Genomic DNA, 26,808 nt, shown 5'->3' on the forward strand with positions numbered 1-26,808 from the left:
TAAAATGATTATGCTAACAATTCAAATACACCAGCAGCTCCCATTCCTCCGCCAATACACATGGTGACAATTCCAAACTGCTCATTTCGACGCTGCATTTCGTGCATTAAGCTAAGAGTCAGCTTAGCTCCAGTACAGCCTAATGGATGACCTAAGGCAATAGCGCCTCCGTTTACATTTACTTTATCTTCATTAATATTTAATTCACGAATAACGCCAAGTGCTTGAGAAGCAAATGCTTCATTTAATTCAAACAATCCAATATCAGAAAGCTCCAGCCCTGCTAGCTTAAGAGCTTTAGGGATGGCAGCTACCGGGCCAATTCCCATTACTTCAGGCGGAACTCCTCCAACTGCAAATGAGCGAAACTTAAGCAAAGGCTTCAAGCCTTCTGCTTCAGCTTGTTCTTTATCCATTAGAAAAACGGATGCAGCTCCGTCACTTGTCTGCGAAGAGTTTCCAGCTGTTACGGATCCTTTAATCGAAAAGGCTGGACGAAGTTTTCCTAATACATCCGCAGTTGTGCCGGGACGAACTCCTTCATCTTGAGAGAACATCAGCTTTTGTTCACGGAGCTTATTGTTTTCATCGATTTTTCGAAGCGTCACTTCCACGGGAACAATTTCGTCGTTAAACTTCCCTTCTTGAAGTGCTTTTGCTGCTTTTTGATGGCTGCGTACAGCAAATGCATCCTGGTCTTCACGTGAAATGCCGTATTTCATCGCCACTTGTTCTGCTGTATGTCCCATGCCCATATAATATTCCGGCGCATTTTCAACCAGCTGAACATTCGGACGTGCTACGTTTCCAAACATCGGAACAAAACTCATTGATTCTGCTCCTCCAGCTAACACTGCTTTGGCTTGCCCTAGCATAATTCGTTCTGCACCGTAGGCAATACTTTGCAAACCTGATGAACAATAACGATTAATCGTTATTGCTGGCACCGTATAAGGCAAACCCGCAAGAGCGCCAATATTTCGAGCCATATTCAAACCTTGTTCTGCTTCAGGCATCGCACAACCAATAATTAAATCATCAATTGGCCCTTCGTATCCGCCTGCTCGTCGAAGAGTTTCTTTAACCGCGATAGCTCCCAAATCATCAGGTCTAACACTTGCCAGTGAACCTTTTTTTGCTTTTCCGACCGGTGTCCTAGCACCTGCTACAATAACTGCTTCTCTCATTTTTTCTCCCCCTTAATTACGCAGTGGTTTTCCTTTAACTAACATGTGCTGCATACGTTCTTGAGACTTTACTTCTCCAACAAGGCTTAAAAATGCTTCTCTCTCTAAGTCCAGCAAATACTCTTCATCAACTTCCGAACCAAACGCTACACGTCCTCCGGCTAACACAAATGCTAACTTACTAGCAATTTTATAATCATGTTCTGATATATATCCTGAATATTTCATGGATTGAGCTCCTAGCAGCAACGTTGCATATCCTGTTTCTCCAACCACAGGAATCTTAGTTCTTACAGGTGGTTTATAGCCCGTGTCATGTAAAGCAAGGACTGAGTTCTTCGCATCATTCAGCAAGTGATCTCCGTTTACGCTGATGCCATCATAGCGATTTAAAAAGTTTAGCTGTCTAGCTTCAGCAGCAGAAGTGGATACTTTTGCAGTAGCAATGGTTTCAAATGTTTTATTAGCAATTTGCTGAAGATCAAGCGTTACACCGTTCGGTAAACCATTTAGCTGTTTGATATAAAGCTCCTTGTTACCTCCTCCGCCAGGAATTAACCCGACTCCTACTTCTACAAGGCCCATGTAAGTTTCAGCAGAAGCTTGGATTTTAGCTGACGGTAAGCAAATTTCTGCTCCGCCTCCAAGAGTCATCGCAAATGGAGCTGCAACAACCGGCTTTTCATTGTATTTCACCTTCATCATTGCCTGTTGAAATTGTTTAATGACAAGCTCAACTTCAAAATAATTGTCATCTTGTGCTTCCATCAAAATCATAGCTAAGTTAGCGCCAACGCAGAAATTTTTGCCTTGGTTTCCTATGACCAGCCCCTTATAATTCTTGTTCACTTCTTCAAGAGACTGATTTAATAAGCTGATAATATCTAGCCCAATCGCATTGTTAGGAGAAGTAAACTGCAGGCACGCCACATCATCTCCTAAATCAATTAAACTCGCTCCGCTGTTTTCTAAAATGACATTATTTTGAGAACGTAAAGATGACAGATGAATTACCTTTTTATTTTCTTTTACCGCTTTATACTCATCATCTTCGTAGTAAAGCGTTTGACCTTCCATTTCTTTATAAAAGCTTGTAAATCCATTTTCTTGCATTTGTTTTATCCACTGCGGAACTGCTAAACCAGACTGCTCCATCTTCTCCATTGACTTTTCTAAACCAATTGCATCCCACGTTTCAAAAGGACCCATTTTCCAGCCAAATCCCCACTTCATAGCTTGATCAATGGCCACGATATCGTCGGCTATTTCATTTTTTAACTGTGCTGCATATACAAGAACGGGACTGATCACATTCCAAAGAAGCTGTCCAGCACGATCATCAGAATATATAAGCGCTTTCATTTTATTTTTCAGCCCTTTTGCCTGCTTGCTTAATTCGGTAGAAGCTGTTTTTAACTTCTTTCTCTCGACGTATTGAAGTGTATTAGGATCAAGTTCTAAAATTTCCTTGCCTTTCTTTAAAAAGAAGCCTTGCCCCGACTTGCTTCCCAGCCAGCCATTTTCCTGCATTTGTTTCATAAATAAAGGCACATCAAACACTTCTTTTTCTTTGCCTTCCACTTTGTCAAATACATTGTTGGCCACATGAATAAATGTGTCTAGTCCCACTACGTCTAACGTTCGAAACGTTGCGCTTTTTGGTCTTCCAATTAAAGGGCCCGTCACAGAGTCAACTTCTCCCACACTGTAATTACCTTTTAACATTTCTTGAACGGTCACAAGTAAACCGTACGTACCGATACGGTTGGCGATGAAGTTAGGCGTATCTTTTGCAATAACTACTCCTTTACCTAATACATCTTCACCAAACGTTTTCATATATTCAACAATTTCTGGTTTTGTGTCATGAGTTGGAATGATTTCTAATAACTTTAAATAACGCGGTGGATTAAAAAAGTGCGTTCCTAAAAAATGCGCTTTAAAATCTTCTGAGCGTCCTTTAGCCATTTCGTGGATCGATATTCCCGAAGTATTTGAACTTACGATACTTCCTTTTTTTCTTACACTGTCAATTTTTTCAAACAACTGCTGTTTAATCTCAAGACGTTCGACTACTACTTCAATAATCCAATCACAGTCGCTTAACTGCTGTAAATGATCTTCAAGATTTCCTGGCGTAATTAACGATAGTGACGACTTAGACGTTAAAGGCGCTGGTTTTTGCTTCGTTAATTTAGCTAGAGCAGTTGTACTCAACCGATTTCTCACTTGCCTATCTTCAAGCGTTAGCTGTTTTTTTTCCTCGTCTGCTGTTAATGAAGTTGGAACCACGTCTAGCAAAAGCGTTGGAATTCCTACATTCGCTAAATGAGCTGCAATTCCAGAGCCCATAACTCCTGAACCTAAAACGGCGGCTTTTTTTATGTTCATAATTATCCCCACATCCCCTTTAATATATTGAATGAATGGTCATTCATTTTATGCGTAAAAAAAGAGAGTCACTGTTAATCTCTGTTTTTACTATAAAACATTTTTTAAATTTTCGCAATATATTCACAATATTATCTCTAACTATTTTTAATGTGTTTGGTTATCTTAATACACAGGAGGTGATTTTGTGAGCAAATTAAAGAAGGATCCATCGTCAGCAGGCGTAAGCGCAGCAAGCGTTAAGGGAAATGCTGGACCTGTCAATGAACCGCACGGCCGTGGCAAAAAGACATCTCAAAACCAACAGTACACAAAGCATAATACACAAGGACATTAACCTCAAAATCGAACATGAGTAATCGAATCATGTTCGATTTTTGATTATTTCTTACTTTGTCATCACGACCATTTCATTATTATTTTTTTACGATTCCTTTTAAGACAAATGCGACATTTGCAGGTCTTTCTGCAAGCCGTCTCATAAAATATCCATACCAGTCCGTTCCATAAGGAACGTACACTCTCATTTTATATTGTTCTGCTACAAGCTGAACCTGCCTTTCTGATCGAATGCCGTATAGCATCTGAAATTCAAACTGATCGATTGGAATTCCATGCTTTTTAACAAACTCTTTTGTATACTGAATGATTCGTTCATCGTGAGTAGCAACTGCTGTGTAGTGACCGTTTAATAGGTGTAGTCCAATTATGTTTTTGAAGTTTTCGTCTACGTCTTCTTTATCAGGAAACGCCACGTCTGCTGCTTCTTTGTACGCACCTTTCACTAACCTTAATTTAGGAGCATAAGCATCTAATTCACGGACGTCACTTTCTGTTCGATATAAGTATGCTTGAAGCACCGTCCCTACGTGTTCATACTCATTTTTTAATTGTTTAAATAGCTTAATCGTCTTGCTGCATCTCTTATAGTCCTCCATATCAATCGTCACAAATACGCTATGTTTTTCCGCTTCTTCAAGAATACGCCGCATATGATGAAGCGCCAAACCTTCTGAAATATCCAGTCCCATAGACGTTAATTTTAAAGAAATTTCTGAATCTAATCTTTCTTTGTGTATAAGGTGAATGGCCTTTATGCATTGAGCTGCAGCATGATCAACTTCAGCCTCACTTTCTACAAATTCGCCAAGATAATCAATCGTTACTTTCAATCCCTGTTCATTTAGCTTTCTTATCACACTAACAGCTTCATCGATGGTTTCCCCTGCAACAAATCTTGCTGCTCCAAAACGTAAGCCATAGCGCTTAGCCAGCTTTGTTAACTTTTTGCTTTTTGATAACAATAAAAAAAAGTTTCTTATCGTTTGTTCCAAAGCAACCCCCCGCCTTCACTTGTCATACGCCTCACAAAATTTATTTAATTATCATTAATTTTACCATTTTTCAAACTAGATAGATAGGCACCCTTTATTAACATATGCATACAAAATCAAAAAGCGACCGAGAGCTTTTAGATAAAAAAACATCCATCAGCTTTGTGATGAATGTTTTTATTCTGGTTTTCGCTCTGACGCTCGATGCGCTTCATTCAGCTCTTTTATTTCCTTCACAATCTCGACCATTTCCCCTTTTGCTTCTGGATATAATTGATTCCAATGCTTTGTTAAAGGCGGCATAGATTTTGAGATATGGTTGTAAAGTGCCCACATTTTCACTTTTTCCTGCAGCTGTTCGTCACTTTCTCCAACCATTAGTTCCGTATACTTTTCAATCAAACCGTCGAATTGCTCTTGAAAGGTTTTACTCATGCGCAATCACTCCTTTCTTTGGTTTACAAATAACCGGACACGTTCGACAATAAGTCTCTTTGGCTCCTGTTTGGTAGGACAAACAGCACGTTTGCCGTACTCTTATCTCCTGCTTTTGTTTCTCTATATATTGAGGAGATGAACTGTACCGAGCAAGCGGATTATGATGATATGAACCAAAGTGACGGCCCTCAGCTTCTTCTAACACGTATCGTAAATTCTTTTGCACTTGCACATTGTCTATTTCTTCGTTTGCTAAAAGCAAATCATAAAGCCAGTGAATATAAACAGCTACGTTTTCCCACAGCGTCAGCTTCGAGATTTTTGTCACTTTACGCAGTACTGACCATATCGGCTCAATTTGATGAGCAAACAATTCATCAAGAAGTTCATCAAGAAGAATTTCGCGATTATCCTCTGTTACTTCTGTCGTCTCAATTTCTGAGATAAACACTTTTGGAAGCCACACCGTTTCAACTTCTTCGGTATGCAAAGATACATTTTTAGTCGATGCATTTATCTTTTTTTGAAACACAATAAATGAATACAAAGCCGCAACCACAACAAAACTATACCGCTTCGCTAACATTGAAGCAGCTGCTCTCAAACTAGCGGCCTCCATCGTCTCTTGAATCCATAACAGCTGCACCTTCACCTTACTTTCATCCATGCAGCTGGCAGGAGACAACCTGTACAGCGAGTTATCTTTAAACGTACAGCGGAATTTTTCTGCTAACTCGCTTTGCTCTTTCTTATTGAGCATGCTGCGTTTCAACTCGCAGCTTATTCACAATACATCGTCCGCGCCCATGAGGAATACAAAGAGGCGTTCCAAATAACGGATCCACCGTCACTTCGCAGTTCATATTAAAGACTCGCTGTACTAAATCACAGTTAATGACTTCTTCTGGTCTTCCCTGCGCATAGATTTTTTTATCTTGAAGCGCCACAATATGATGAGCATAGCGGCAGGCTAAGTTTAAATCATGCAGCACCATTACGATGGTACGATTTTCTTTTTCATTCAGTTCAAATAACAAGTCCAAGATCTCAATTTGATGCGTCATATCTAAATACGTTGTCGGTTCATCAAGTAAAATAATATCCGTATCTTGTGCTAATGTCATGGCAATCCATGCGCGCTGACGCTGCCCCCCAGAAAGCGAATCAACTTGACGATCTGCCAAGTCTGCTAAACCTGTTGCCTCGAGTGCATTTTGTACTTTTTCTTCATCTTCTTGAGACCACTGACGGAACCAATTTTGATACGGATAGCGCCCTTGTTTAACAAGCTGCAGCACTGTCAACCCTTCAGGTGCAACAGGACCTTGCGGAAGAATTGCTAGCTGCTTTGCAATTTCCTTGGTAGGAAGAGAGGAAATTTTAGAGCCTTCTAGTAAAATAGAGCCGGCATGTGGCTTCAACAACCTTGCTAGTGAACGCAGCAGCGTAGATTTTCCGCATCCATTACTGCCGATAAAAACTGTAATCTCACCCTTTGGGATGGTAACGTCAAGCTCATCTATAATCATCGCTTCTCCATATGATAATGTTAGCGATTTTGTTTCTAACGAATGCATGCGAATCGCTCCTTCTACAAAGAATGCTATACGTTTCTTTGTTTATATAGTAAATAAATGAAGTACGGTGCGCCAATTGCAGCTGTAAATACACCTGCTGGCACTTCGATTGGCAAGAAAAATGTTCGGCCAATTAAATCTGCTGCCGTGATTAAAATCGCTCCAATTAATGCCGATAGCGGTATTAAAGCTCCAAATGACGAACCAACAAGCTTTCGGGCAATATGAGGAGCAAGTAATCCTACAAAGCTAATTCCACCGGCAAATGCAACGGCACTTCCAGTTAAAGCTGTGCTCATCAGCAATAGTGCCAATCGATTTTTTTGAACGCGACTTCCAACGTTAGTCGCAATTTCTTCACCTAATTCTTGAACATTTAAATTTCGAATCATTAAAATCGTGATTATAACCAGCCCTATTGTAACAGGAACTAGTACGGAAACACTGGCCCAATTTGAACCATACACCGTTCCGGTAATCCAAATATTTGCCTGACTGGCACGGTAGATAGGACCCATAATCATAAACAGCGTGGTCATAGCTTTCGTTAACGCTGTTAATCCAATTCCTATTAATACTAGTGTAATAGGAGAGACGCCATTTTTCCAGGCAAACACATAAAGCAAAAGCGCCACTGCCACGGCACCTAAAAATGCGCTAACAGGCATCCAATTAATACTTACGGTTAACGAGTTGCTTTTATCACTAAATAGTGTCAAAAATAACACTACACCAACTGACGCTCCTCCTGTTAATCCAATTAAGTCTGGTGAAGCAAGCGGATTTCTCACAAGCCCCTGCAAGATAGCGCCCGCAATAGCTAGACAAATACCAGCACAAATGGCAACAATAATACGCGGTAGTCTAAAAGATGTAACAACTAATCGTTCAAACTCCAACCCATGACCCGCTAAAATTTTAATTACACGAAGTGGATTAATAAATAAGTCACCCGTACCTGCACTTAACAAAAAGAGTGCAACAAGGAAAGCTGAAAATCCGGTAATGATTAGAGTAGCTTTTATATTAACTAAAAATGAAATTCTCTTTAAGCGAAGAGATAAGTATGTTTTCATGACGCCTTTGCCCCTTTCCTTGCCATATAGATAAAGAAAGGTGTACCAATAACAGCAGTCATGACTCCAACAGGGATTTCTTGAGGCATAATGACATACCTGGCCGCAACATCAGCTAATAAAATTAAAATCCCGCCCACAACCGCACTATAGGGAAATACCCAGCGATAATCTTGTCCTACGATTGCTCTTACAACGTGAGGAACAATAATTCCGACAAAGCTAATGGGACCGGCTACTGCAACGGCTCCCCCGGCTAAGATCGCAATAATGATGCCGCTTATAATTTTGACAAGAGCTGTTCTTTGACCTAATCCTTTGGCTACGTCTTCACCAATCGTTAAAATATTAATTTTTGAAGCGATAAAAAAAGTAACAACAATTGCTGGCACTACATAAGGCAGTATGCCATACAGCATTTCAACCTTGCGTCCTTGCACAGACCCAGCCAGCCAAAAGAGGACTTGATCAAGCGAAGATTCATCCACAGCCAGCAGTCCTTGTGTTAAAGAAGAGAAAAAGGCTGCAATAGCCGCTCCTGCAAGCGTTAGTTTAATAGGCGTTAACCCTTCTTTTCCAATGGACCCAAGAAAATAGACAACCACTACGGTTAATGCCGCTCCTACAAATGCAATCCATGTAAAAGCTTGAAGTGAATTGACCGAAAAAATCATCACTGCAACAACGATAAAAAAGCTGGCCCCAGCGTTCACACCAATAATATCCGGTGAAGCAAGTGGGTTTTTCGTTAACGCCTGCATCATTGCTCCTGCAATTCCTAAACAAATACCTACCACAGCACCGATTATAGCGCGCGGCAATCGAATATTTTGAATAACTATGTGCTCATTCGAACCGTTAAACGCTTGAAAAGCTTCAAATGCTGTTTTGATACTTGTATCTGTGTATCCGAGTACGATACTTAATCCAATACAGATTAAAAGCAGCATGATTCCAATGATGAGCCCCATTACTTTCATTTGAACACTGCGTAGCATCATTTTCATTGCTCTCCTCTAAGATGATTCCTATATATATCTAACCTTTAGTTTAGGAAACATTGAAAAAAGTGTCAATGATTTTGAGAATCATTTTCAACTTTTAATTGACACCGCTTAAAAGTTAGAATATTATCTTAATTGTTAATGAAAATCATTATCACTTACGAGGGGGAAAAGATGTGAATACATATTCTAAAGGCAAGTTGTCATATTTGTTATCCATTCTTACCATTATGACACTGCTTGTGCTGGCAGCCTGCGGTAATTCAAACAGCGCTGACGGGGATAAAAAAGAAAAAACTGAGGGTTCTAGCGATACTTATACAGTAAAACACGCAATGGATAAAACAGATATTAAAGGAACGCCTAAACGAGTGGTCGTTTTAACAAACGAAGGTACTGAAGCTCTTCTTGCAATGGGTGTAAAGCCTGTTGGTGCTGTTCAATCATGGTTAGGAAATCCGTGGTATGACCATATTAAAGGTCAAATGAAAGGCGTTAAAAGTGTGGGTACAGAAAGCGAACCAAGCTTAGAAGCAATCGCTGCTTTAAAGCCTGACTTGATTATCGGAAATAAGATGCGTCAAGAAAAAGTTTACGATCAGCTAAGTCAAATTGCTCCGACTGTATTTTCTGAAGAGCTGCGCGGAGATTGGAAATCAAACTTTGAGCTATATGCAAAAGCGGTAAATAAAGAAGAAAAAGGTAAAGAAGTATTAGCTGACTATGACAATCGCGTAGCAGATTTAAAGAAACGCCTTGGAGATCAGTTAAAACAAAAAATCTCAGTTGTACGCTTTACAGCTGGAGACGTTCGTATTTATCATAAAGATTCATTCTCAGGCGTTATTTTAGACCAGCTTGGATTTGCTCGACCTGAGTCTCAAGACAAGGATGATTTTGCTGAAATGAATGCAACAAAAGAACGCATTCCGGCAATGGACGGCGATCAGCTATTCTACTTCTCTTATGAAACGGGAGACGGTGAAGCAACAAAGCTTGAAAAAGAATGGATAAACGATCCTCTCTTTAAAAAGCTAAAAGTGGCTCAAGAAGACCATGTTCATAAAGTAGATGATGCTACTTGGAATACAGCAGGCGGTGTTTTAGCAGCTAATATCGTACTTGATGATATTGAAAAAATCTTCTTGGATAAAAAACAATAATAATATGAAAGAAAGAGCTTCGACGAATCGAAGCTCTTTCTTTCATGTATAATGTATTTCCTTTCATCGCACACTAACCGTGGTCTCACTTTATTAAATAGGAGTGGTGAAAATGAATTCAAAAAAACAGCCTAAAAAGCAGCCAGATACAAATGAAATGGCTGACCGCCAGTTCGAAACAGAAGATTATAACCGACAAGATGCACTCTCACAAGGTCTAGCAGAAACACATGAGCAAGTAAGCGATGCCTATCAAGAAGGATCATTTGAAGATACAGATCGTTAATAAAAAAAGAGCTGACTCTAAGTCAGCTCTTTTTTATTTTGAATGCTGCCATGCCGTTTTAGGCAATGACATGGACATCCACTGCTGGAGCTTTGATTTATCAATCGTTACTTTCTTTGCTTTAATTCCTTGTTGAATCAGCTGTTTCATTAGTTTATCAATTGACTTCATCGCTATTCACCTCAAAAGCGGAAATTTGTTTTGCTTCTACTCTTTTACTTTTTTGCGCTTGAATTTCATAAAAAACTCATAGACAATTGGAACGATAATGAGCGTAAGCAGCGTAGAACTTGTTAGTCCTCCAATTACCGTAACCCCTAGCCCTTTTGAAATAAGGCCTCCACCTTCAAATCCAAAAGCTAATGGAAGCAGTGCACCAATCGTTGCAATAGCTGTCATTAAGATCGGGCGAAGACGTGTCATTCCAGCTTCTAGTAACGCTTCACGCGTTGAAAGACCCTCTTGCTCTTTATGAATCACGCGGTCAATCAGAACAATCGCATTTGTTACCACTATTCCAATTAGCATAAGAGCTCCAATCATCGAAGAAATACTAATCGTTTCCCCAGAGATTAAAAGCGCCACTAGCGCACCAATGAGTGTAAATGGAAGTGAGAATAAGATAGCAAATGGTGCTAAACCTCCACCAAATGTCAGTACCAGTACGAAGTACACGATACCAATGGCTGCGAGCATAGCAATTCCTAATTGACTAAATGAGTCATTAATTTGCTCTGATGCTCCGCCAAAGCTGATATCCATATCACTTGGCAAATCAATTTTCTTCACTTCTTTTTGGACGTTAGAAGAAACGCCGCCTACATCGTCACTCTTAATATCGGCACTTACCTCTGCATAAATTTTATTATCACGGCGCGTTACCGTATTCGATGTTTTACCTTTTTTAATGTCGACAACTTCATTTAATGTAACTTCCTGTCCAGTTTGAGAGGTCACTTTTGTGCTTGAAAGTTCGGCAAAAGTAGAGAAATCCTCTTTTTCTTTTGGAAGGTACACGTTAATTTCGTTTCCGTCTTTTTGAATAGTTGTTAATACTTCACGCTGTCCAAGGTTGGAAATTTGCATGCCGATTTGACTAGCAGACAAGCCGAGTTCAGCAGCTTTCTTTTGGTTCGGTACTAGCGTATATTCATCAAACGTATCTGAAAGCGTAGAATCGACATTTTTCAGCTCTTTATGCTTTTCTAAAACATGCTGAACTTTATCAGCATAAGGTTTGATTTCATCTAAGCTATCTCCGTAAATAAGGACGTTTAATGAATTATTGCTGCCGCTAGACGCCGTATTCATTGAGCCCCATTCACCTTGATTCGCTTGTTTATTAAGAGCTTTTAATACTTTATCCTGCTCTTTATCAAAGTTTTGTGTATCCTCGTCATATTGCACAAATGTTAAAACGTTATTTTTGCTTCCCGGATTAAAAGAGTTACCTTCACCGAACGAATACTGAACCGTTTTGACACCATCTCGCTTCATCAAGTACGCTTCTGCACGATTCGCTGCTTTTTCTACGTCGCTTTGAGACTGTCCGGCTTTCGGTGTATACGTAAGCGTCAGCGTTTTTTCTTGATCGGATGATAAGAAGCTTACGCCAATAGAAGGAACTAAGAATAAACTTCCTACTAACAGTAGTACGGCTAACCCAAAGGAAATAAGCTTATGGTTTAGCGTCCAGTTCAAAATTCGCTTATATCCGTGTGCTAGTTTGCTTGGCTTTTCTTCTTTTACTTTTACATTTGTTTTAAATAACGAATGAGCAAGCATTGGCACGAGTGTTACCGCTACTAGCAGTGATGCTAACAGTGCAAAAACAACCGTTAAAGCAAACGGTAAGAATAGCTCTCCTACCGGTCCTTCTACGAGACCTAACGGTAAGAATACGGCCACGGTTACGACTGTAGAAGAGAAAATTGGAACAAACATTTCTTTCGTCGCCGCGACAATTAAATCTTTTCCTGTAAGCTTTTCTTCCTGATAAGCCATGCGGCGGTAAATATTTTCAATAACGACAATGGAATCATCTACCACCCTTCCGATGGCTACAGTCATCGCTCCAAGCGTCATAATATTTAAAGAGATATCCATTGATTTGAGCGCCAAAATGGCGATTAATAGCGAAAGCGGAATTGAAATAACGGCAATAATCGTTGAACGAATATCACGTAAAAACAAAAGAATAATAATAACCGCAAAGACCGCACCGATAATAGCTTTATTTAGCATCGTATGAACAGAATCTTCAATCGGTTTACCTTGATCAAAAATATTGTCAACGTGGAGGTCTTTATTTTTCTTTTCTAGGCTATTCATTTTTTCTTTAATATCATTTACAACATTTACTGTGTTCGCATCCTTCGCTTTAACAACTTGTACAGCAATTGAAGGTTTTCCGTTCGTGCGAGAAATAGATTCTGCTTTCCCCGTCACTTTAACGTCCGCAATTTCTTTTAATTTCACAGTTGGAATCGAAGCTGCGGACGGCGCCTGCTGCACGGCTCCTTGTGTCTGCTGCTGGCTCATTCCTTGTTGCTGATTTTGAGCAGCTCCTTGACTAGGCACAGCTGGAATCTCTAAGTTTTCTAAGTCTTTTTCTGTTGTCATCTTTCCGTCTACCACAACGGATTTCTGAGATCCATCCATCGTATACGTACCAGCCGGCACTTTTGCATCAGATGCTTGGATCAGCTTTTTCACTGTATCTTCATCGAGTCCCAGTTGCTTGAGCTTGTCTTGTTTGAATACAAGTTCTGCTTCTTCAACTTGTTCTCCCGATACGCTGACCGAAGAAATCCCCTGCACTTTTTCAACTTGTGGAACAACGGTATTTTTCACATACTTCGTTAAGTCTTCTAATGACTTTTTATCATCTGAAACACTTAATGAAATAATCGGAAAATCACTGATGCTTTGTCTTGAAACATTTGGTTCCTCTACATCATCTGGCAGATCGATGTTTGAGAGAGCGCGTCTAACTTCGTCTTCTGCCTTCTCCATATTTTTACTAAAGCTATATTCAACTTGAATGGTAGCCATATTTTCATAAGAAGACGAGCTAACTGTGTCAACGCCGCTCAGTCCCTGAAGCTTTTGTTCAATCGGCTTACTCACCTTATCTGCCACTTGTTCCGGAGTGGCTCCCGGATAAGTTGCACTTACTGTTACAACAGGCGTTGAAATATCAGGAATGGTCTCTAGCTTCATATTAAATCCTGAATACAGCCCTGCAATAATGACAAAGAGTGTTAACAGCCATACTGCAAATTTATTTTTTAATGAAAATTTAATAAACTTCCCCAATGCATATCCTCCTTTAAATGTATGTATACTAATAAAATTGACTGATCGGTCACAACAACTTAAAATATAAATGACTAACTGGTCAGTGTCAACCCTAAGCAGGCTCTCTCCTGACTTGTTCATAATAAAGACATATTTATGATCATCGTTTTTTAAAGGAACTGACTCTCGTTCTCAACTTTGATATATACCTTTATCTTTTTTAGTGTATGATACTATTATCTAACGAAATGAATGGCCAAATTGTTCAATAAAGGAGGTAGAATACGTGAAAGAAAAAGAGAAAAAAATAATTGAAGCAGCGATTAAGCTTTTTGCCAAAAAAGGATTTAATGCTACCTCTGTGCAAGAAATTGTAGATGAATGCAATATTTCCAAGGGCGCGTTTTACCTGCACTTTAAGTCTAAGGATGCACTTTTATTATCGATTCTAAACTTTTACTATGAAAAGCTTTTTAGTTCTGTTTATGCTCTCGACGAGGAAGTAAACGATGCCCGCAGCCGCTATATGAATCAGCTCATCTATTTCTATGAATTTATTACAGAGCACAGAGATTTTATTATCATGCAAATCCGTGAAAAGTCTATTCCATTTAACAAAGAAGTGGAGACCTTTGTTCATAAAATGCAGCGAGAAACGTTTTACTTTCATCGTAAAAGCCTCGTTAGCGTATACGGAGAAGACGTAACTCCTTATATCTCGGATTTAACAAAAATGATTGAAGGTATTCATCATTCCTTTTTAGAAATTATTATCTTCAATCAATACGAGCTTACCTTTAAAGAAGTAGCGCAGTACATAATGGACCGAGTTGATGTATTAGTAGAAGATTTATTAACTAGAAAACCTCGTCCCCTTATTCCAGCTTCTTTTGGTGAAGACATATACGGAAAGGAACGAACGACTTTTCTAAGTAAAAATGAGCAGGTAAAACAAGCTCTTGAGGAAATTAAACATCTGCTAGACACCAGCGATCATATTTCTGATGAGCACGCAGACAGCTTTCACATTTTAAAAACGGAACTTAAAAAAGATAAGCCTACTGCTGCTATTGTAAAAGGCATGGTGGGGAATTTAACGGAACTTAAACCGTTGGAAGAACCGCTTAATCTTTTAACAACCTTACTCCAACAAAAATAACAGAAGGCTTCAACAAGCCTTCTGTTATTTTTCTGCTTTTGAACTAGATACTCCCCCAGATAACACGAACTTCATTGCTTCTTCCGGCTTAATATCTAACCATTCAATTTCTTCTTTTGGAATCAAAAAAGTAAAGCCCGCTACTTGAAAAGTTTGTGGAACATAGACGGCTACGTGTTCTTTTAATGAATGAATCACCTCGTCTACTTCTTCAGACGTTACAAATCCAATGACTTTCATTGACGTGCCAGGCATCGTCACTAAAGCGACTTTTGAAAATGACTTTTTCTCTCCAAGAAAAGATTGAAACGTGTCTTTAATAACACTATATAGCGTTTTAACAAGTGGTATTTTTTCTAACAATCGATCAATTAAGTTAATAATTTTCCCCGCAAAAAAACGAGTGGATAACCATCCTAAAAACGTAATTAAAACAAGAGTCACCAAGATTCCGATCCCAGGTATATAATCCTGCTTCATATAGGGCTTCAATACGTTTCCTAAAATGCTGTCTAAAAAATTAAACACTTTTACCAAAATATAAATAACAAGGATAATAGGGACAATAGTTAAGAGTCCATTAATAAAACTTTTTATGATTGCTTTCATGCAAACACCTCATTTTTTCTGACATACTGCTGTTCATTATACAATGGATTGGCTTCATCTGCGTCTCTTTATTTTTATTCACATACGTATAAACTAGGGACGTTTTATCAAAATAATAGATGGGTACATGAACATACATACTTATATATTTATTTTTTCGGAGGGATACAATTGGGACGTTTAGAATCAAAAATTGCTGTTATTACAGGGTCAAGCTCTGGTATAGGAAAAGCAACTGCTGAGCGCTTTGCGAAAGAAGGCGCGGTTGTTATTTGTGCCGATATTAATTTAGACGGTGTGAAAAAAGTAGCTCAAGAAATTAAAGACGCTGGCGGTGAAGCCTACGCCTACTATATCGATGTAGCTGAAGAAGAAAAAGTAAAAGAATTCACAGCAGAAATTGAAAAGAAATTTGGAAAAGTAGACATTCTTTTTAATAATGCAGGGACAGACACAGAAGGCGGCAAACTTCACGAATATCCAGTAGAACTTTGGGATCGCTTAATGTCGGTAGATTTACGCGGAACATTTCTTGTAAGCAAATACGTTATTCCGCTGATGTTAGAAAGTGGCGGATCGATTATTAATAATTCATCCGTATCCGGACTGGCAGCAGACTTAGACCGTTCTGGCTATAACGCAGCGAAAGGTGCTATTACCAACTTAACAAGAACCATGGCAATTGACTACGCTCGTGAAGGTATTCGCGTTAACTCAATCGCTCCTGGAACAATTGAAACACCTCTTCTTGATGATTTATCAGGCGCTGAAGAAGGAAAAAAATTCAGAAAAGCATATGAATGGGTGGATCCGATGGGCCGTTTAGGTAAACCGGAAGAAGTAGCCGGGGCTGTATTATTTTTAGCATCCGATGACAGCTCATATGTAACGGGTGATTGCATTACGGTAGATGGCGGTCATATGGCGTATACATGGCCTGGAAAAATGCTTTACGATAAAATGTGAGAATACAATTAGCTCTATACCCAAGGTATAGAGCTTTTCCGTTTGAATTTTTTCTTTAAAATAGACGTGACATTATGTCAAGACAGGTGTAAACTTAAAGCAAAATTCTTTGCTTCTAGGAGGAAGACATGAAAACAAAACAATTATCAGAACGTCAGCTTCTTGGCATCGCAGGGCTCGGATGGCTCTTCGATGCAATGGATGTTGGCATTTTGTCTTTTATCATTGCAGCTCTTCACGCTGAATGGGGACTTTCCCCTACTGAAATGAGTTGGATAGGCAGCGTTAACTCGATCGGGATGGCCGTTGGAGCTCTGGTGTTCGGGTTGCTTGCTGATCGAATTGGGCGAAAAACCGTTTTTATTGTGACTCTTGTTCTTTTTTCAGTGGCAAGCGGCCTTTCGGCTCTTACTACTACCCTTGCTGCTTTTTTAGTATTTCGATTTTTAATTGGAATGGGTTTAGGAGGAGAGCTGCCTGTTGCTTCTACACTTGTTTCTGAGACCGTGGCGCCGGAAAAACGGGGTAAAGTGGTCGTCTTGTTAGAAAGTTTTTGGGCGTTCGGCTGGCTACTGGCAGCGCTTATTTCTTACTTTGTAATCCCAGCTTACGGGTGGCAGCTAGCTCTTATCCTAACGGCTATTCCAGCGTTTTATGCCATTTATTTGCGCATCAAACTGCCAGATTCTCCTCAGTTTGTGGAAGCGACAAAAGAAAAGAAACCGTCGATTGCGGACAATGTAAGAAGCGTGTGGTCTAAGCCTTATCGTCAATCTACGATTATGCTGTGGGTTCTGTGGTTTTGCGTTGTATTTTCATATTACGGCATGTTTTTATGGCTACCTAGCGTCATGGTCATTAAAGGATTTAGCTTAATCAAAAGCTTTGAATACGTATTGATTATGACATTAGCTCAGCTGCCTGGCTATTATACTGCTGCTTGGTTTATTGAACGCATGGGCCGAAAATTCGTATTGGTCACATATCTGTTAGGTACGGCTGCCAGCGCATATATCTTCGGAAATGCGGAGTCACTTTGGCTGCTGCTAACAGCAGGAATGTTGTTGTCTTTCTTCAACTTAGGCGCTTGGGGAGCTTTATACGCGTATACACCTGAGCAATATCCGACATCTATTCGAGGCACAGGAGCTGGAATGGCCGCTTCTTTTGGACGAATTGGAGGAATTCTAGGACCGCTGTTAGTTGGGTATATGTCAACTCAAGGTGTTTCTTTAACCGTTACGTTCTCAATCTTTTGTGCAGCTATTTTAATCGGTGTTGGTTCGGTTGTTTTTCTAGGAAAAGAAACCAAACAAAAGCAGCTCGCATAAAAAAAAGACGCTCTTTTAGAGCGTCTTTTTTGTGCTTATTATTTATTTTCTACTAGCTCTTTTTCGCCTGTCTCTACTTCCACGTCACGCTGAGCGAATACTTTCTTAGCTACGCTTAAAGCATTTAACACGCGAGGGAAACCTGTGTATGGAATTAATTGAATGATGCTTTCCACAATTTCATTCGGCTCTAGCCCAGCTGTTAAACCTGTGTTTAAATGCAGCTCAAGCTGAGGCTCTGTACCCTGAGTAACCAGTGATGAAATGGTTACTAATGCTCGCTGCTTATTCGTTAAACCTGGTCGTGAATAAATGTCTCCATAGGCAAATTCAATAATATATTTCCCAACGTCAGGAGCTAGGTCTTTTAAGTCTTCCGTAATTTTTAAATGAGTCGAAATATCATCGTTACTCGTTAACGTATATTCCATTAATTTATCTAAACCTTTTTGATAACTATTTTGTGCCATGTAAAATCAGCCTCCGTATTTTTTACTGACACCGCGCGGAATCAATGTTTGTTTTCGTGTATGTTTTCTACACTATCTACTTTAGCGCACATTCTTTCTTTCGTAAAATACATATATTCAATACAACATATGCATTTTATCTATATAAAACAGAATGCTGTTCATTCATATAGTGGAGGAATTGTTTAGAGGCATATGAAATATATTTATCTTTTTTTAAAATCAATCCTAAATCCCATGAAATTGAAGGATTAGTAATAGGAACTGCTTTTACGATAGCAGAATCCACTTTTGCTGCAATGGATTGTGGAAAGATAGATACACCTAAGTTTTCCGCGATCATTTCACCGATAAAATCCCATTGAGAGCTCTCGTAAGCTACATTAGGTTCAAATCCTGCTTGTTGACACGCCTGAATAAGCCGGTCGTGAAGCGTAAAATCTTCATTAAATAAAATAAATTTCTCTTGGGCTAGTTCATTAATTTCCACATGAGTTTTAGAGGCCAAAGGGTGAGAGTGGTGAACATATAAAAGCATTTTTTCAGAGATAAAAGGATTAATGTCAAAAAGATGTTCATTTACTGGAAGCACCGCTACACCTAGGTCTAACTCTCCTTTTTCTACTGCTTTTTGAACACGATTGGCTCCGTATTCAATAAGTTTAATTGTGATATCTGGATAGAGCTGCTGAAACCCTTTAATAATCTTTGGAAAGAACAGCACTCCAATCAATGGAGGAATTCCAATTTTAATCATTCCTTTTTTCAGATTCATCACATCATATAAATAAGTCGATAGCTCATCAATGGATGCCATAACTTTTTGTCCTTGCGCATACACAACTTCCCCGGCATCCGTTAAATCAATCTGTCTTGCGGAACGATCAATTAATTCTACTTCCAATTCTTCTTCTAAGTTTCTCACCATTTTGCTCAAGGTCGGCTGTGAAATATGAAGACTTTGAGATGCTTTAGTAAAGCTCCTTAATTTGGCGACTTCTAAAAAATAATTAAGCTGACGAATATCCATCTCTGCTCCTCCTATAGATAAAGCGAATATCTTTTATCTTATTTATTCATTTTACCTATTAACTTTTAAGATATACAGCAAAAAATCCGAACGATTTATCGTTCGGATATACCTTCACCTAAAATACTTTTGTCCTGTCCTTTTTTACTACGGTTATTTAAAATGTTTTGGCTGCTTGTGCTGCTTGTTCTAGGCCACTTTCAATAATTTCTTGAGCACGATCCGGAAACTGATTATGTCCCTCAATAATAACAGAGTTCACATCCGTAACTCCAAAAAATTGAAATACGCTGCTGACATATTTAACGGCCATTTCGACCTCAGCTGATGGACCTTCTGAATATACTCCGCCTCGCGCGTTTAATAACATCACTTTTTTATCGCCCAGTAATCCCACAGGACCTTCTGGCGTATACTTAAACGTTTTGCCTGCTTGATTTAAATAATCAAAGTACGTATGAAGCACTGCTGGCACAGTAAAATTCCAAAGCGGAAAGGCAATGACAATTTTATCAGCTTTCACAAATTGTTCTAAGTAATGATTAGCAATTTCTGCTGCTTTGTTTTCCGCTGCCGTCACTTCTAGCCCTCTTGCTAGTTTAAACTGACCGTTTATCATATCGGCACTTAGATAAGGAAGTTCTTCTTGAAACAAATTTAGTTCTATTATTTCTTCACCTTGGTGGGATTGTTGATAGCTTTCTAAAAACGCATTATATAATTTCACGCTAACCGCTTCACTTGCCGATCTATCATTTGCTTTTATAAAAAGAGTATAACTCATACTAAAACCTCCACTGATTGTTGATACTCTTATTTTATTCGCTTTGTCCTTACGTTTCGAACGACTTTATAATGAAATACTCTCATACTTTAGTCTGAAAAATCCTATATAAGAATTTATTAAAGAGCCAAAAATAACATTGACAACGATAATCATTATCATTAAAATTAGAGGGAAATTGATTGTTATCATTTAAAGTAAGGGGAGCTTTTTATGTGGTCAAGTTTGGCTTTGTCGCTTCGTGAAGGTTTAGAAGCATCACTTATCATTGGAATTATTTTAGCTCATGTTACAAAAATAGGCCGAAAAGATTTAAAGTATTCTGTCTTCATCGGGGCTGCTGCTGGTCTTATCTTCAGCTTAGTATTTGGCTTCATTGGCTTCAATGAGGCGAAAGAGTTAGAAGAAGAGTCAGAAGAAATTTTTGAAGGAGTGATGATGCTTTTAGCTGCAGGTCTTATCGCTTATTTTATTCTATGGTTGCATCGAAGCAAAGAAATGACTTCTTCGGTCACATCAAAAATTTCCAGCAACTCTTCTAAATGGGGATTAATTACCTTAGCCTTTTTATCTGTCTTTCGTGAAGGAACAGAACTAATTATTTTTAATCTGACACAAGTAAATCAACACGCCTCTTCTATCGCATTTGGAAGTATAAGTGGTATTTTGCTGGCCGTCGTTATTACATACATTCTGTTTAAAACGGCTATTAAGCTGAACCTGTGGATTATCTTTAAAGCGCTTGGTGTTTTTCTTATTTTTATTGGCGGAGAGTTATGCGGTGAAGGTTTGGCTAAGCTATTTGAAGCTGGTGGAGAATCACTTGAAATAATTGGATTTAGTATCTTTACAGTTGCATCACTTTATCTGTTTTTCCAAACGGACTTGAAAAAATTACGAGTAAGAAAACAAAAATCGGCATCATAATTACACAAAAGCCGCCTGTTAACGGCGGCTTTCTTAATTTGTAGATGAAACGGGAAGGTGAATCACAACTTCCGTTCCTTGTTCTTCTTCACTATTAATAAAAATCTCGCCTTTATGCTGACGGACAATAGTTTGTGCAATCGATAGTCCAAGCCCCGTTCCTCCCGTAGCTCTGCTTCTAGCTTTATCGACTCGATAGAAACGTTCAAAAATATGTGCAAGATCTTCCTTTGGAATACCAATTCCATAGTCTTTTACTTTGATAATGACATCTTCCTGCTTTTTTTCAACGGTCACTTCAATTTTATCCGTACTGTATTTAATTGCATTATCAAGCAAAATAATCAGCACTTGCTTCATTTTTAGTTCATCCACTTCAATCATAATTGGCGTTTGATCATAATGAAGAACTAATTCTCTTTTGTATACCTGCTGCAGCTGCTTAACGATTTGTTCAAAAATAAGAACAAGATCTGTTTGCTTCATATCAAGCGTTTGTTCTTTTTCCACACTTGCCAGATCAAGCAGCGTTTCAATCATTTTTTGCATTTTGGTTGCTTCCGCATAGATGGTGTCGATCGCATCTAGCGTAATTTCTTCATTTTTAATCCCTCTTCTTCTTAATAAATTAGAATAACTGCGAATAACGGTTAGAGGGGTTTTTAATTCATGAGAAGCATCGGAAACAAACTGGTTTTGCTTTTCAATATTTTCTCGCAAGCGGTCAATCATATGATTAAACGTAACGGTCATGCCCTGCAGTTCATCTCTCGTCTCCGTTTGAATGAGAACTTTTTTAGGAACACCGCTCTCTTCAATCTCTTTCATCGTTGTGACCATATTTTTAATAGGATGCATAATGACGCGTGATAACCATCTTCCTCCTAAAAGCGACAGTAAAATGGACACAAGCGAACAAAAAATCAAAATCGACAGCAAAATATCTTTACGGGTTTCAAAACCAGTCAGGAGCTCACCAATCTCAAGCGTTTCAACGACTTGATTATTGACTTTGACAGGCATGCGAATAACCAATACTTGCTTTTCTCTGATCTTGCGAAGTTTCACCTTTTTTTTCTTTGAAAATTCGGGCTTAATTTTCACCAGATGCGGATCATTTGATACTTGGTTAATGACCGTAGAATTTTCTGAGACTGTTCGGATAAATGAATGATTGGTCAAATAAAATTTTAGTAACTCCGGCGAGAGCTCCACGGAATGATCTTGTTGACCTTTTTGAATAATCTCGTGTGCTTTTTCGAATAAAATGTCCTGTTCCATATTCACCGTAGATTTAGTGAAGGAGAAAAAAACAACGATGTTCATGATTAATAAAATAACCACTAGCCATGCTGTTGTCAGCAAATTAATCTTAGTCGTGATCTTCATGTTTCTCCTCTTTCATCATATATCCTACACCTCGCACCGTATGAATGAGAGAAGTAGAAAAACCTTCATCTACTTTTTTTCTTAAGTGACGAATATACACATCAATTACGTTCGTTTCTCCTTCATATTCATAGCCCCAAACGTTTGTGAGAATTCCTTCTCTCGTGACAATTTTATTTTTATTCGTAAGCAAATACACGACTAAATCATACTCTTTCGGTGTCAGCGTAATGGATTCGTTGTTTCTAAGGACTTCCCTTGTTTCAAGATTAATAGTCAAATCACTTATCGTTAAGAGCTCCGCTTCAGCTTCTTTCGTTCCTGATGCTTCTACAAGCGAACGATAGCGAATACAAGAGCGAACCCGTGCTAACAGTTCTTCAATTTCAAACGGTTTTGTCACATAATCATTAGCCCCTTGATCTAAGCCCATTACCTTATCCAGCGTCGTGTTTCTGGCAGTTAATAAAATAACTGGCGTAAATACTTCCGCTTTCCGAAGTCTTCTTAACACCTCTATACCGCTCAGACTTGGAAGCATCACGTCTAGCAAAATGAGGTCATATTGAGCGGATATTGCCGTCTCTAACCCCGCTTTCCCATCGTACTCAATATCTACTTCATAATCTTCAAATTCTAATTCAATCTTTAGCACTTTCGCAATTTGCGCTTCATCTTCCACAATTAAAATTTTCTCTTTCATGTTATACACCTCTCACCACGTGTCTTAAGTGAAAGAATAGCTTCTTTAGATAAAAAAACAACACCTTTTTCAAAAGATGTTTGTTTTTTTATCTAAACCCTACTTTTTCAACATACTTGTTCTTTAGCTTATCCTTATTGTTTATAAACATGAATGTTTTACGCATGAAGACCAATTGTTTGCTTTTCACCTAAAATCCAATTGACTACTGCTAAAAGTTCTTCAGGCGTTTGTGCTTCGATTTCTTTATGATAAGCAGCAATGGCGTTATATAATGTGTTCATTTTATCAGCATCCTGCAGCACTTCCTGTAGCTGATTTTCTAACGATTGATCTGTCTTTAGTTCTTGAACTAAGTTTCGCTCTGTTAAATAGCGTAAATTTACTTCTTCTTGACCCGGTAAAGCAGAATGAACAAAAATCGGTAAATTTTTGCGAAGAGCTTCACTGACCGTGATACCACCTGGCTTTGTTACAATAGCATCCACTTGTTCATACAGTTCATTCATTTTTGTGCGTGATGAAATGTACGGAATTGGTGTAACGTGCTGTAATTCCCATCCCTTGATTTCTTCGTATAACTTTTGATTTTTGCCGCATAAAACAAAATAATGAAAATGGCGCGCTTCTTTTAAATCATTGTAGAAATCCATAATATTACCTAGGCCGCTGCTGCCTCCGGCAATTAAAATATTTTGGTTACCATGATGATTAACAGTTCTTGTTCTTGTTTTTGTTATTTCTTCATGTACCGGTATTCCTGTGACCAACATATTTTGAAGTGGGATTTCACTTTGAGCACGAAGCCCTCTTTTTACTTCTTCACTCGGAAGAAAGTGAAAGTCAATTTCTTCTTTCCCCCATAAATTATTAATAAAGAAATCCGTGTAGACATTTATAATAGGAACATTGCACTTGCCTTTTGCTTTTAATTGACTGAGCAAATAAGAAGGAAATCCATGTGTGCATATAATTAAATCCGGATTTTCTTCTTTAACTAAGTGCTCCATTTTTTTTGCGAATACGTGATGATACCATTTGAATGAATGAACAGGCGGTTCATAAAAGAGATGTTTGTATGCCATATTGTACGTTTCTGGAGCATAACGAATCCATTTCAAATACGTGCCTGTAACCACTTTTTCTAATAGTTCGTTCGTGTAACTTAATAAATCTATTTTTTTATAACAAATATTTGTTGTTCTTCTTTCCATTATATCCATTAACGCCTCTGCCACTTGATGATGGCCAGAAGGCATTTTTAGAAGAGGTAAAAATAAAACCTTTTTCAACTGTTTCATCTCCTATTCTAAAAGCAGTTTCTTCCTCTCCTTTTTATATCATTAAATGCCCTTAAATTTCGGATTTTAATTGATTTTTAATGTGAAATTCATCGTTTTTTTAGAGTGTCAATCTAAACTAAGAGTGAAAAGTACTGTATAAGGAGAAAACAAATGAACCTCAATTACGAAGTATTTCAATGGATTAACTCGTTTGCTGGTAAATCCAGCGCAATGGATTCTGTCATGGTTATGATTACGAATAGCGTTCCTTATTTTATAATGGCTTGTTTGCTTTTGCTTTGGTTTAGCGGAAAAACAGAAAGAACAATTTATCACCGTTATACGGCTTTATACATCTTGTTTACGATTGTACTTTCTCTATGTATCAATGAAGTCATTCACCTGGTGTATTACCACCCGCGTCCGTTTGTGACTCATCACGTTCATAAGCTGATTCCGCACCCGGCTAATTCATCTTTTGTCAGTGATCATTCGATTTTAGTCTTTTCTGCTGCTTGGATCATGTGGTTACGAAAAAGCAAATGGAGAACCATCATTTTTATATGGGCTGTCATCTCGGGCCTTTCACGCATTTACGTAGGTGTCCACTATCCAGCAGATGTACTTGGAGGCATGGTAATTGCGGGAGCTATCAGCTGCTTTGTTATCTATCTTTCAGATAAAACAGCTCCTCTTATCCAGCGATTATTCTGGATTCACGATGTGATTATCAAGCGTATTCCGTTTCTATCTCCATATACGCATGAACAAATTAGCAAAAAAAATCATTCAGCTTAAAGAGGCTGAGACAAAAATAATTTAGCTGAAGTGAAAAACGAACCACTCATCAAACTGTTTGATGAGTGGTTCGTTTTTTTTGTTACGATGAACGTAGATTTTATCTGTTTCGTTCCTTCTGGCAGTTGATTGGAGGGCAAAGAGAAGACTCCTGTGGGAACAGCGGAACAGGTTAGAATCCGCAGAAGCGCAAGCGACGAGGAGGCTCACCGGCCGCCCGCGGAAAGCGAAGTCTTGCACGGAAATCAACTGCCGTGTCACAAGCGGTCCATAAGGGCTCATTTATCCGATTTGTTCGTCTTTAGATTAAATTGATTTCGTTATATCTCACTCTCTTTTTATTATTTATAAAAAAAGATTATTCACTTTCTTGACTTTCACTTTTATTTATTTTATATTAGTTGATGTATCAAACATTGATGTATCAAATATTAATTCATCAATAAATATCATAGAAAAAGGGAGCGACTTTCTTGTCACATTCATGTTCTGAAAAAGCAAATGTTCTGTATGCTCTGCAAGAAGTTAATAAACAAATTAATCAAAAGTTTGAGCATTGTACCGGTGTTAGCCAATCACGTCTTGATATTTTACATCAGCTTTATGAAACAGGTGAAATGAGTCAAAAGGCGCTTCAACAGCAAGTGAACATTGACAATGCTGCAATTACAAGGCATTTAAAGCAGCTCGAAGAAAGAGATGTTGTATCACGCCGTAAAAACCCTGATGACAACCGCGTAACATTTGTAAAGCTTACGAAAAGCGGACATGAAAAAATCGGTGCATTTCGAAACGAAAAAGCTCGCTTTATTGATGAAGCATTTAAAGATTTCAGCGAAGAAGAACAGCTGCTGCTTTCCAAAATGCTTGAGCGTTTAAAAGTAAACATTTCGGCCATTGAACGGTCATAACATTTTTAACATAAAGGAGAGTTCATCATGACACAAACAAAAACACTAAACAATGATTTCCAAGATATTATTACAGGGCGCAGATCTATTCGTTATTACGATCCATCTGTCAAAATCAGCCGTGAAGAAATGAAAGAAATTTTAACAGAAGCGACGCTAGCTCCATCTTCTGTTAATGCACAGCCTTGGCGCTTTCTAGTAATTGATAGCCCTGAAGGAAAAGCAACACTAGCTCCGCTTGCTAAATTTAATCAGTCACAAGTAGAAACATCGGCAGCTGTTATTGCGATATTCGGCGATTTAAAAAGTGAAGAAAATTTAGATGAAATTTACGATAAAGCTGTTGAACTAGGCTATATGCCACAAGAAATTAGAGACATGCAAATTCCTAAAATTAAAGCGCACTACGCAGCTGCTTCTGAAGAATTAAATAAAGAAACGGTATTAATTGACGGCGGTTTAGTATCTATGCAGTTAATGCTTGCTGCACGTGCTCACGGTTATGATACAAACGCTATTGGCGGTTATGAAAAAGATCAAATTGCCGAAGCATTCGGTTTAGACAAAGAGCGCTATGCACCGGTTATGTTACTTTCAATCGGCAAAGCAGCAAATAGTGGCTACCCGTCTGTACGTTTACCAATCGAAAAAGTAGCTCAATTTAGATAATAAAAAAGGTGCTGTGTATTCAG

28 protein-coding genes are annotated in these 26,808 nt (G+C 38.5%); 10 read left to right on the forward strand and 18 right to left on the reverse strand.

The annotated features are described in order from the left end of the window. Positions 1 to 8: 8 nt before the first annotated feature. Complete coding sequence (locus U9R83_RS24980; RefSeq protein ID WP_014457877.1) at positions 9 to 1,187, reverse strand: acetyl-CoA C-acetyltransferase; 1,179 nt, start codon at positions 1,185 to 1,187, stop codon at positions 9 to 11. Positions 1,188 to 1,199: 12 nt separating this feature from the next. Next, positions 1,200 to 3,581: a 3-hydroxyacyl-CoA dehydrogenase/enoyl-CoA hydratase family protein gene (locus tag U9R83_RS24985; RefSeq protein ID WP_193345991.1), complete on the reverse strand. Its 2,382-nt coding sequence runs from the start codon at positions 3,579 to 3,581 to the stop codon at positions 1,200 to 1,202. Between the two features lie 184 nt (positions 3,582 to 3,765). On the opposite strand from U9R83_RS24985, the gene U9R83_RS24990 reads away from it, so the two are divergent. Then, entirely contained in the window at positions 3,766 to 3,915 is a 150-nt protein-coding gene (locus U9R83_RS24990; protein ID WP_013059660.1) for a YuzL family protein, read from the forward strand. A gap of 79 nt (positions 3,916 to 3,994) precedes the next feature. Here the strand turns inward: U9R83_RS24990 and U9R83_RS24995 are convergent, their stop codons facing one another. From U9R83_RS24995 to U9R83_RS25020, 6 genes are all read right to left on the reverse strand, one after another. Beyond that, on the reverse strand, positions 3,995 to 4,912 hold the full coding sequence (locus tag U9R83_RS24995; protein ID WP_115655037.1) for a proline dehydrogenase family protein: 918 nt from the start codon (positions 4,910 to 4,912) through the stop codon (positions 3,995 to 3,997). Between the two features lie 177 nt (positions 4,913 to 5,089). Next, positions 5,090 to 5,347 (reverse strand): YusU family protein, encoded by a 258-nt coding sequence (locus U9R83_RS25000; RefSeq protein WP_243550053.1) that lies wholly within the window; start codon positions 5,345 to 5,347, stop codon positions 5,090 to 5,092. Then, positions 5,340 to 6,110 (reverse strand): IucA/IucC family C-terminal-domain containing protein, encoded by a 771-nt coding sequence (locus U9R83_RS25005; protein WP_243550055.1) that lies wholly within the window; start codon positions 6,108 to 6,110, stop codon positions 5,340 to 5,342. The genes U9R83_RS25000 and U9R83_RS25005 overlap by 8 nt, the downstream gene beginning before the upstream one ends. Further along, entirely contained in the window at positions 6,100 to 6,927 is an 828-nt protein-coding gene (locus tag U9R83_RS25010) for an ABC transporter ATP-binding protein (protein WP_013059664.1), read from the reverse strand. Before U9R83_RS25010 ends, U9R83_RS25005 begins: the two co-directional genes overlap by 11 nt. A 26-nt stretch (positions 6,928 to 6,953) precedes the next feature. Then, positions 6,954 to 8,003, reverse strand: a complete 1,050-nt coding sequence (locus U9R83_RS25015; protein WP_116741526.1) for a FecCD family ABC transporter permease — start codon at positions 8,001 to 8,003, stop codon at positions 6,954 to 6,956. Next, entirely contained in the window at positions 8,000 to 9,004 is a 1,005-nt protein-coding gene (locus tag U9R83_RS25020; protein WP_014457871.1) for a FecCD family ABC transporter permease, read from the reverse strand. Before U9R83_RS25020 ends, U9R83_RS25015 begins: the two co-directional genes overlap by 4 nt. 179 nt (positions 9,005 to 9,183) lie before the next feature. On the opposite strand from U9R83_RS25020, the gene U9R83_RS25025 reads away from it, so the two are divergent. Both U9R83_RS25025 and U9R83_RS25030 read left to right on the forward strand, forming a co-directional pair. Beyond that, on the forward strand, positions 9,184 to 10,170 hold the full coding sequence (locus U9R83_RS25025; RefSeq protein ID WP_115655039.1) for an ABC transporter substrate-binding protein: 987 nt from the start codon (positions 9,184 to 9,186) through the stop codon (positions 10,168 to 10,170). 112 nt (positions 10,171 to 10,282) lie between these two features. Further along, entirely contained in the window at positions 10,283 to 10,456 is a 174-nt protein-coding gene (locus U9R83_RS25030) for a YozQ family protein (protein ID WP_013085357.1), read from the forward strand. Positions 10,457 to 10,489: 33 nt separating this feature from the next. On the opposite strand, the gene U9R83_RS25035 is transcribed toward U9R83_RS25030, so the two are convergent. After that, on the reverse strand, positions 10,490 to 10,627 hold the full coding sequence (locus tag U9R83_RS25035; RefSeq protein WP_243550057.1) for a hypothetical protein: 138 nt from the start codon (positions 10,625 to 10,627) through the stop codon (positions 10,490 to 10,492). Positions 10,628 to 10,663: 36 nt separating this feature from the next. Continuing rightward, positions 10,664 to 13,774, reverse strand: a complete 3,111-nt coding sequence (locus U9R83_RS25040; RefSeq protein ID WP_116741530.1) for an efflux RND transporter permease subunit — start codon at positions 13,772 to 13,774, stop codon at positions 10,664 to 10,666. A 268-nt stretch (positions 13,775 to 14,042) separates the two neighbouring features. On the opposite strand from U9R83_RS25040, the gene U9R83_RS25045 reads away from it, so the two are divergent. Next, positions 14,043 to 14,915 carry a TetR/AcrR family transcriptional regulator gene (locus U9R83_RS25045; RefSeq protein WP_014457866.1) on the forward strand — a complete coding sequence of 291 codons (873 nt, stop codon included), beginning with the start codon at positions 14,043 to 14,045 and terminating at the stop codon, positions 14,913 to 14,915. A 24-nt stretch (positions 14,916 to 14,939) separates the two neighbouring features. Here the strand turns inward: U9R83_RS25045 and U9R83_RS25050 are convergent, their stop codons facing one another. After that, the gene (locus tag U9R83_RS25050; RefSeq protein WP_116741532.1) at positions 14,940 to 15,524 is read right to left on the reverse strand and encodes a DUF502 domain-containing protein; all 585 of its coding nucleotides are present in this window, start codon (positions 15,522 to 15,524) and stop codon (positions 14,940 to 14,942) included. A gap of 171 nt (positions 15,525 to 15,695) precedes the next feature. Here U9R83_RS25050 and U9R83_RS25055 point away from each other — a divergent pair, with 171 nt between their 5' ends. Both U9R83_RS25055 and U9R83_RS25060 read left to right on the forward strand, forming a co-directional pair. Beyond that, the gene (locus U9R83_RS25055; protein ID WP_014457864.1) at positions 15,696 to 16,490 is read left to right on the forward strand and encodes an SDR family oxidoreductase; all 795 of its coding nucleotides are present in this window, start codon (positions 15,696 to 15,698) and stop codon (positions 16,488 to 16,490) included. 128 nt (positions 16,491 to 16,618) lie between these two features. Continuing rightward, positions 16,619 to 17,821 carry an MFS transporter gene (locus tag U9R83_RS25060; RefSeq protein WP_014457863.1) on the forward strand — a complete coding sequence of 401 codons (1,203 nt, stop codon included), beginning with the start codon at positions 16,619 to 16,621 and terminating at the stop codon, positions 17,819 to 17,821. A 38-nt stretch (positions 17,822 to 17,859) separates the two neighbouring features. Here U9R83_RS25060 and U9R83_RS25065 read toward each other — a convergent pair whose 3' ends face one another. The 3 genes from U9R83_RS25065 to U9R83_RS25075 all read right to left on the reverse strand — a co-directional run bounded on the left by U9R83_RS25065 (position 17,860) and on the right by U9R83_RS25075 (position 20,105). Then, a complete protein-coding gene (locus U9R83_RS25065) occupies positions 17,860 to 18,291 on the reverse strand; it encodes a carboxymuconolactone decarboxylase family protein (RefSeq protein WP_014457862.1) in 432 nt (143 codons plus the stop codon). Between the two features lie 136 nt (positions 18,292 to 18,427). Beyond that, positions 18,428 to 19,321 carry a LysR family transcriptional regulator gene (locus U9R83_RS25070; RefSeq protein WP_243550059.1) on the reverse strand — a complete coding sequence of 298 codons (894 nt, stop codon included), beginning with the start codon at positions 19,319 to 19,321 and terminating at the stop codon, positions 18,428 to 18,430. A 157-nt stretch (positions 19,322 to 19,478) separates the two neighbouring features. Further along, on the reverse strand, positions 19,479 to 20,105 hold the full coding sequence (locus U9R83_RS25075) for an FMN-dependent NADH-azoreductase (RefSeq protein WP_226556353.1): 627 nt from the start codon (positions 20,103 to 20,105) through the stop codon (positions 19,479 to 19,481). 213 nt (positions 20,106 to 20,318) lie between these two features. Here U9R83_RS25075 and U9R83_RS25080 point away from each other — a divergent pair, with 213 nt between their 5' ends. Continuing rightward, positions 20,319 to 21,032 (forward strand): FTR1 family iron permease, encoded by a 714-nt coding sequence (locus U9R83_RS25080; protein WP_243550062.1) that lies wholly within the window; start codon positions 20,319 to 20,321, stop codon positions 21,030 to 21,032. 33 nt (positions 21,033 to 21,065) lie between these two features. On the opposite strand, the gene U9R83_RS25085 is transcribed toward U9R83_RS25080, so the two are convergent. From U9R83_RS25085 to U9R83_RS25095, 3 genes are all read right to left on the reverse strand, one after another. Next, positions 21,066 to 22,421: a sensor histidine kinase gene (locus tag U9R83_RS25085; protein ID WP_115655041.1), complete on the reverse strand. Its 1,356-nt coding sequence runs from the start codon at positions 22,419 to 22,421 to the stop codon at positions 21,066 to 21,068. Next, complete coding sequence (locus U9R83_RS25090) at positions 22,405 to 23,124, reverse strand: response regulator transcription factor (protein ID WP_209368006.1); 720 nt, start codon at positions 23,122 to 23,124, stop codon at positions 22,405 to 22,407. The genes U9R83_RS25085 and U9R83_RS25090 overlap by 17 nt, the downstream gene beginning before the upstream one ends. Before the next feature lie 158 nt (positions 23,125 to 23,282). Further along, the gene (locus U9R83_RS25095; protein WP_226701659.1) at positions 23,283 to 24,416 is read right to left on the reverse strand and encodes an MGDG synthase family glycosyltransferase; all 1,134 of its coding nucleotides are present in this window, start codon (positions 24,414 to 24,416) and stop codon (positions 23,283 to 23,285) included. Between the two features lie 162 nt (positions 24,417 to 24,578). Between U9R83_RS25095 and U9R83_RS25100 the strand changes: the two genes are divergently transcribed. Further along, the gene (locus U9R83_RS25100) at positions 24,579 to 25,205 is read left to right on the forward strand and encodes an undecaprenyl-diphosphatase (RefSeq protein WP_243550063.1); all 627 of its coding nucleotides are present in this window, start codon (positions 24,579 to 24,581) and stop codon (positions 25,203 to 25,205) included. On the opposite strand, the gene U9R83_RS25105 is transcribed toward U9R83_RS25100, so the two are convergent. After that, a complete protein-coding gene (locus tag U9R83_RS25105) occupies positions 25,202 to 25,345 on the reverse strand; it encodes a hypothetical protein (protein ID WP_182421420.1) in 144 nt (47 codons plus the stop codon). The genes U9R83_RS25100 and U9R83_RS25105 overlap by 4 nt on opposite strands. A gap of 333 nt (positions 25,346 to 25,678) precedes the next feature. On the opposite strand from U9R83_RS25105, the gene U9R83_RS25110 reads away from it, so the two are divergent. Continuing rightward, a complete protein-coding gene (locus U9R83_RS25110; protein WP_013085370.1) occupies positions 25,679 to 26,116 on the forward strand; it encodes a MarR family winged helix-turn-helix transcriptional regulator in 438 nt (145 codons plus the stop codon). A gap of 27 nt (positions 26,117 to 26,143) precedes the next feature. Continuing rightward, positions 26,144 to 26,785, forward strand: a complete 642-nt coding sequence (locus U9R83_RS25115; protein WP_013059680.1) for a nitroreductase family protein — start codon at positions 26,144 to 26,146, stop codon at positions 26,783 to 26,785. Positions 26,786 to 26,808 lie beyond the last annotated feature (23 nt).

The organism is Priestia sp. LL-8, from assembly GCF_036227845.1.
Taxonomy (GTDB): domain Bacteria; phylum Bacillota; class Bacilli; order Bacillales; family Bacillaceae_H; genus Priestia; species Priestia zanthoxyli.

What these genes read in the sequence shown, in the direction of transcription:
- U9R83_RS25035 (WP_243550057.1), bottom strand. Translation starts at nt 10,627, where the DNA reads ATGAAGTCAATTGATAAACTAATGAAACAGCTGATTCAACAAGGAATT.
- U9R83_RS25065 (WP_014457862.1), bottom strand. Translation starts at nt 18,291, where the DNA reads ATGGCACAAAATAGTTATCAAAAAGGTTTAGATAAATTAATGGAATAT.
- U9R83_RS25015 (WP_116741526.1), bottom strand. Translation starts at nt 8,003, where the DNA reads ATGAAAACATACTTATCTCTTCGCTTAAAGAGAATTTCATTTTTAGTT.
- U9R83_RS25020 (WP_014457871.1), bottom strand. Translation starts at nt 9,004, where the DNA reads ATGATGCTACGCAGTGTTCAAATGAAAGTAATGGGGCTCATCATTGGA.
- U9R83_RS25085 (WP_115655041.1), bottom strand. Translation starts at nt 22,421, where the DNA reads ATGAAGATCACGACTAAGATTAATTTGCTGACAACAGCATGGCTAGTG.
- U9R83_RS25115 (WP_013059680.1), top strand. Translation starts at nt 26,144, where the DNA reads ATGACACAAACAAAAACACTAAACAATGATTTCCAAGATATTATTACA.
- U9R83_RS25010 (WP_013059664.1), bottom strand. Translation starts at nt 6,927, where the DNA reads ATGCATTCGTTAGAAACAAAATCGCTAACATTATCATATGGAGAAGCG.
- U9R83_RS25030 (WP_013085357.1), top strand. Translation starts at nt 10,283, where the DNA reads ATGAATTCAAAAAAACAGCCTAAAAAGCAGCCAGATACAAATGAAATG.
- U9R83_RS25060 (WP_014457863.1), top strand. Translation starts at nt 16,619, where the DNA reads ATGAAAACAAAACAATTATCAGAACGTCAGCTTCTTGGCATCGCAGGG.
- U9R83_RS25090 (WP_209368006.1), bottom strand. Translation starts at nt 23,124, where the DNA reads ATGAAAGAGAAAATTTTAATTGTGGAAGATGAAGCGCAAATTGCGAAA.
- U9R83_RS25080 (WP_243550062.1), top strand. Translation starts at nt 20,319, where the DNA reads ATGTGGTCAAGTTTGGCTTTGTCGCTTCGTGAAGGTTTAGAAGCATCA.
- U9R83_RS24980 (WP_014457877.1), bottom strand. Translation starts at nt 1,187, where the DNA reads ATGAGAGAAGCAGTTATTGTAGCAGGTGCTAGGACACCGGTCGGAAAA.
- U9R83_RS25075 (WP_226556353.1), bottom strand. Translation starts at nt 20,105, where the DNA reads ATGAGTTATACTCTTTTTATAAAAGCAAATGATAGATCGGCAAGTGAA.
- U9R83_RS25005 (WP_243550055.1), bottom strand. Translation starts at nt 6,110, where the DNA reads ATGCTCAATAAGAAAGAGCAAAGCGAGTTAGCAGAAAAATTCCGCTGT.
- U9R83_RS25050 (WP_116741532.1), bottom strand. Translation starts at nt 15,524, where the DNA reads ATGAAAGCAATCATAAAAAGTTTTATTAATGGACTCTTAACTATTGTC.
- U9R83_RS25070 (WP_243550059.1), bottom strand. Translation starts at nt 19,321, where the DNA reads ATGGATATTCGTCAGCTTAATTATTTTTTAGAAGTCGCCAAATTAAGG.
- U9R83_RS25000 (WP_243550053.1), bottom strand. Translation starts at nt 5,347, where the DNA reads ATGAGTAAAACCTTTCAAGAGCAATTCGACGGTTTGATTGAAAAGTAT.
- U9R83_RS25100 (WP_243550063.1), top strand. Translation starts at nt 24,579, where the DNA reads ATGAACCTCAATTACGAAGTATTTCAATGGATTAACTCGTTTGCTGGT.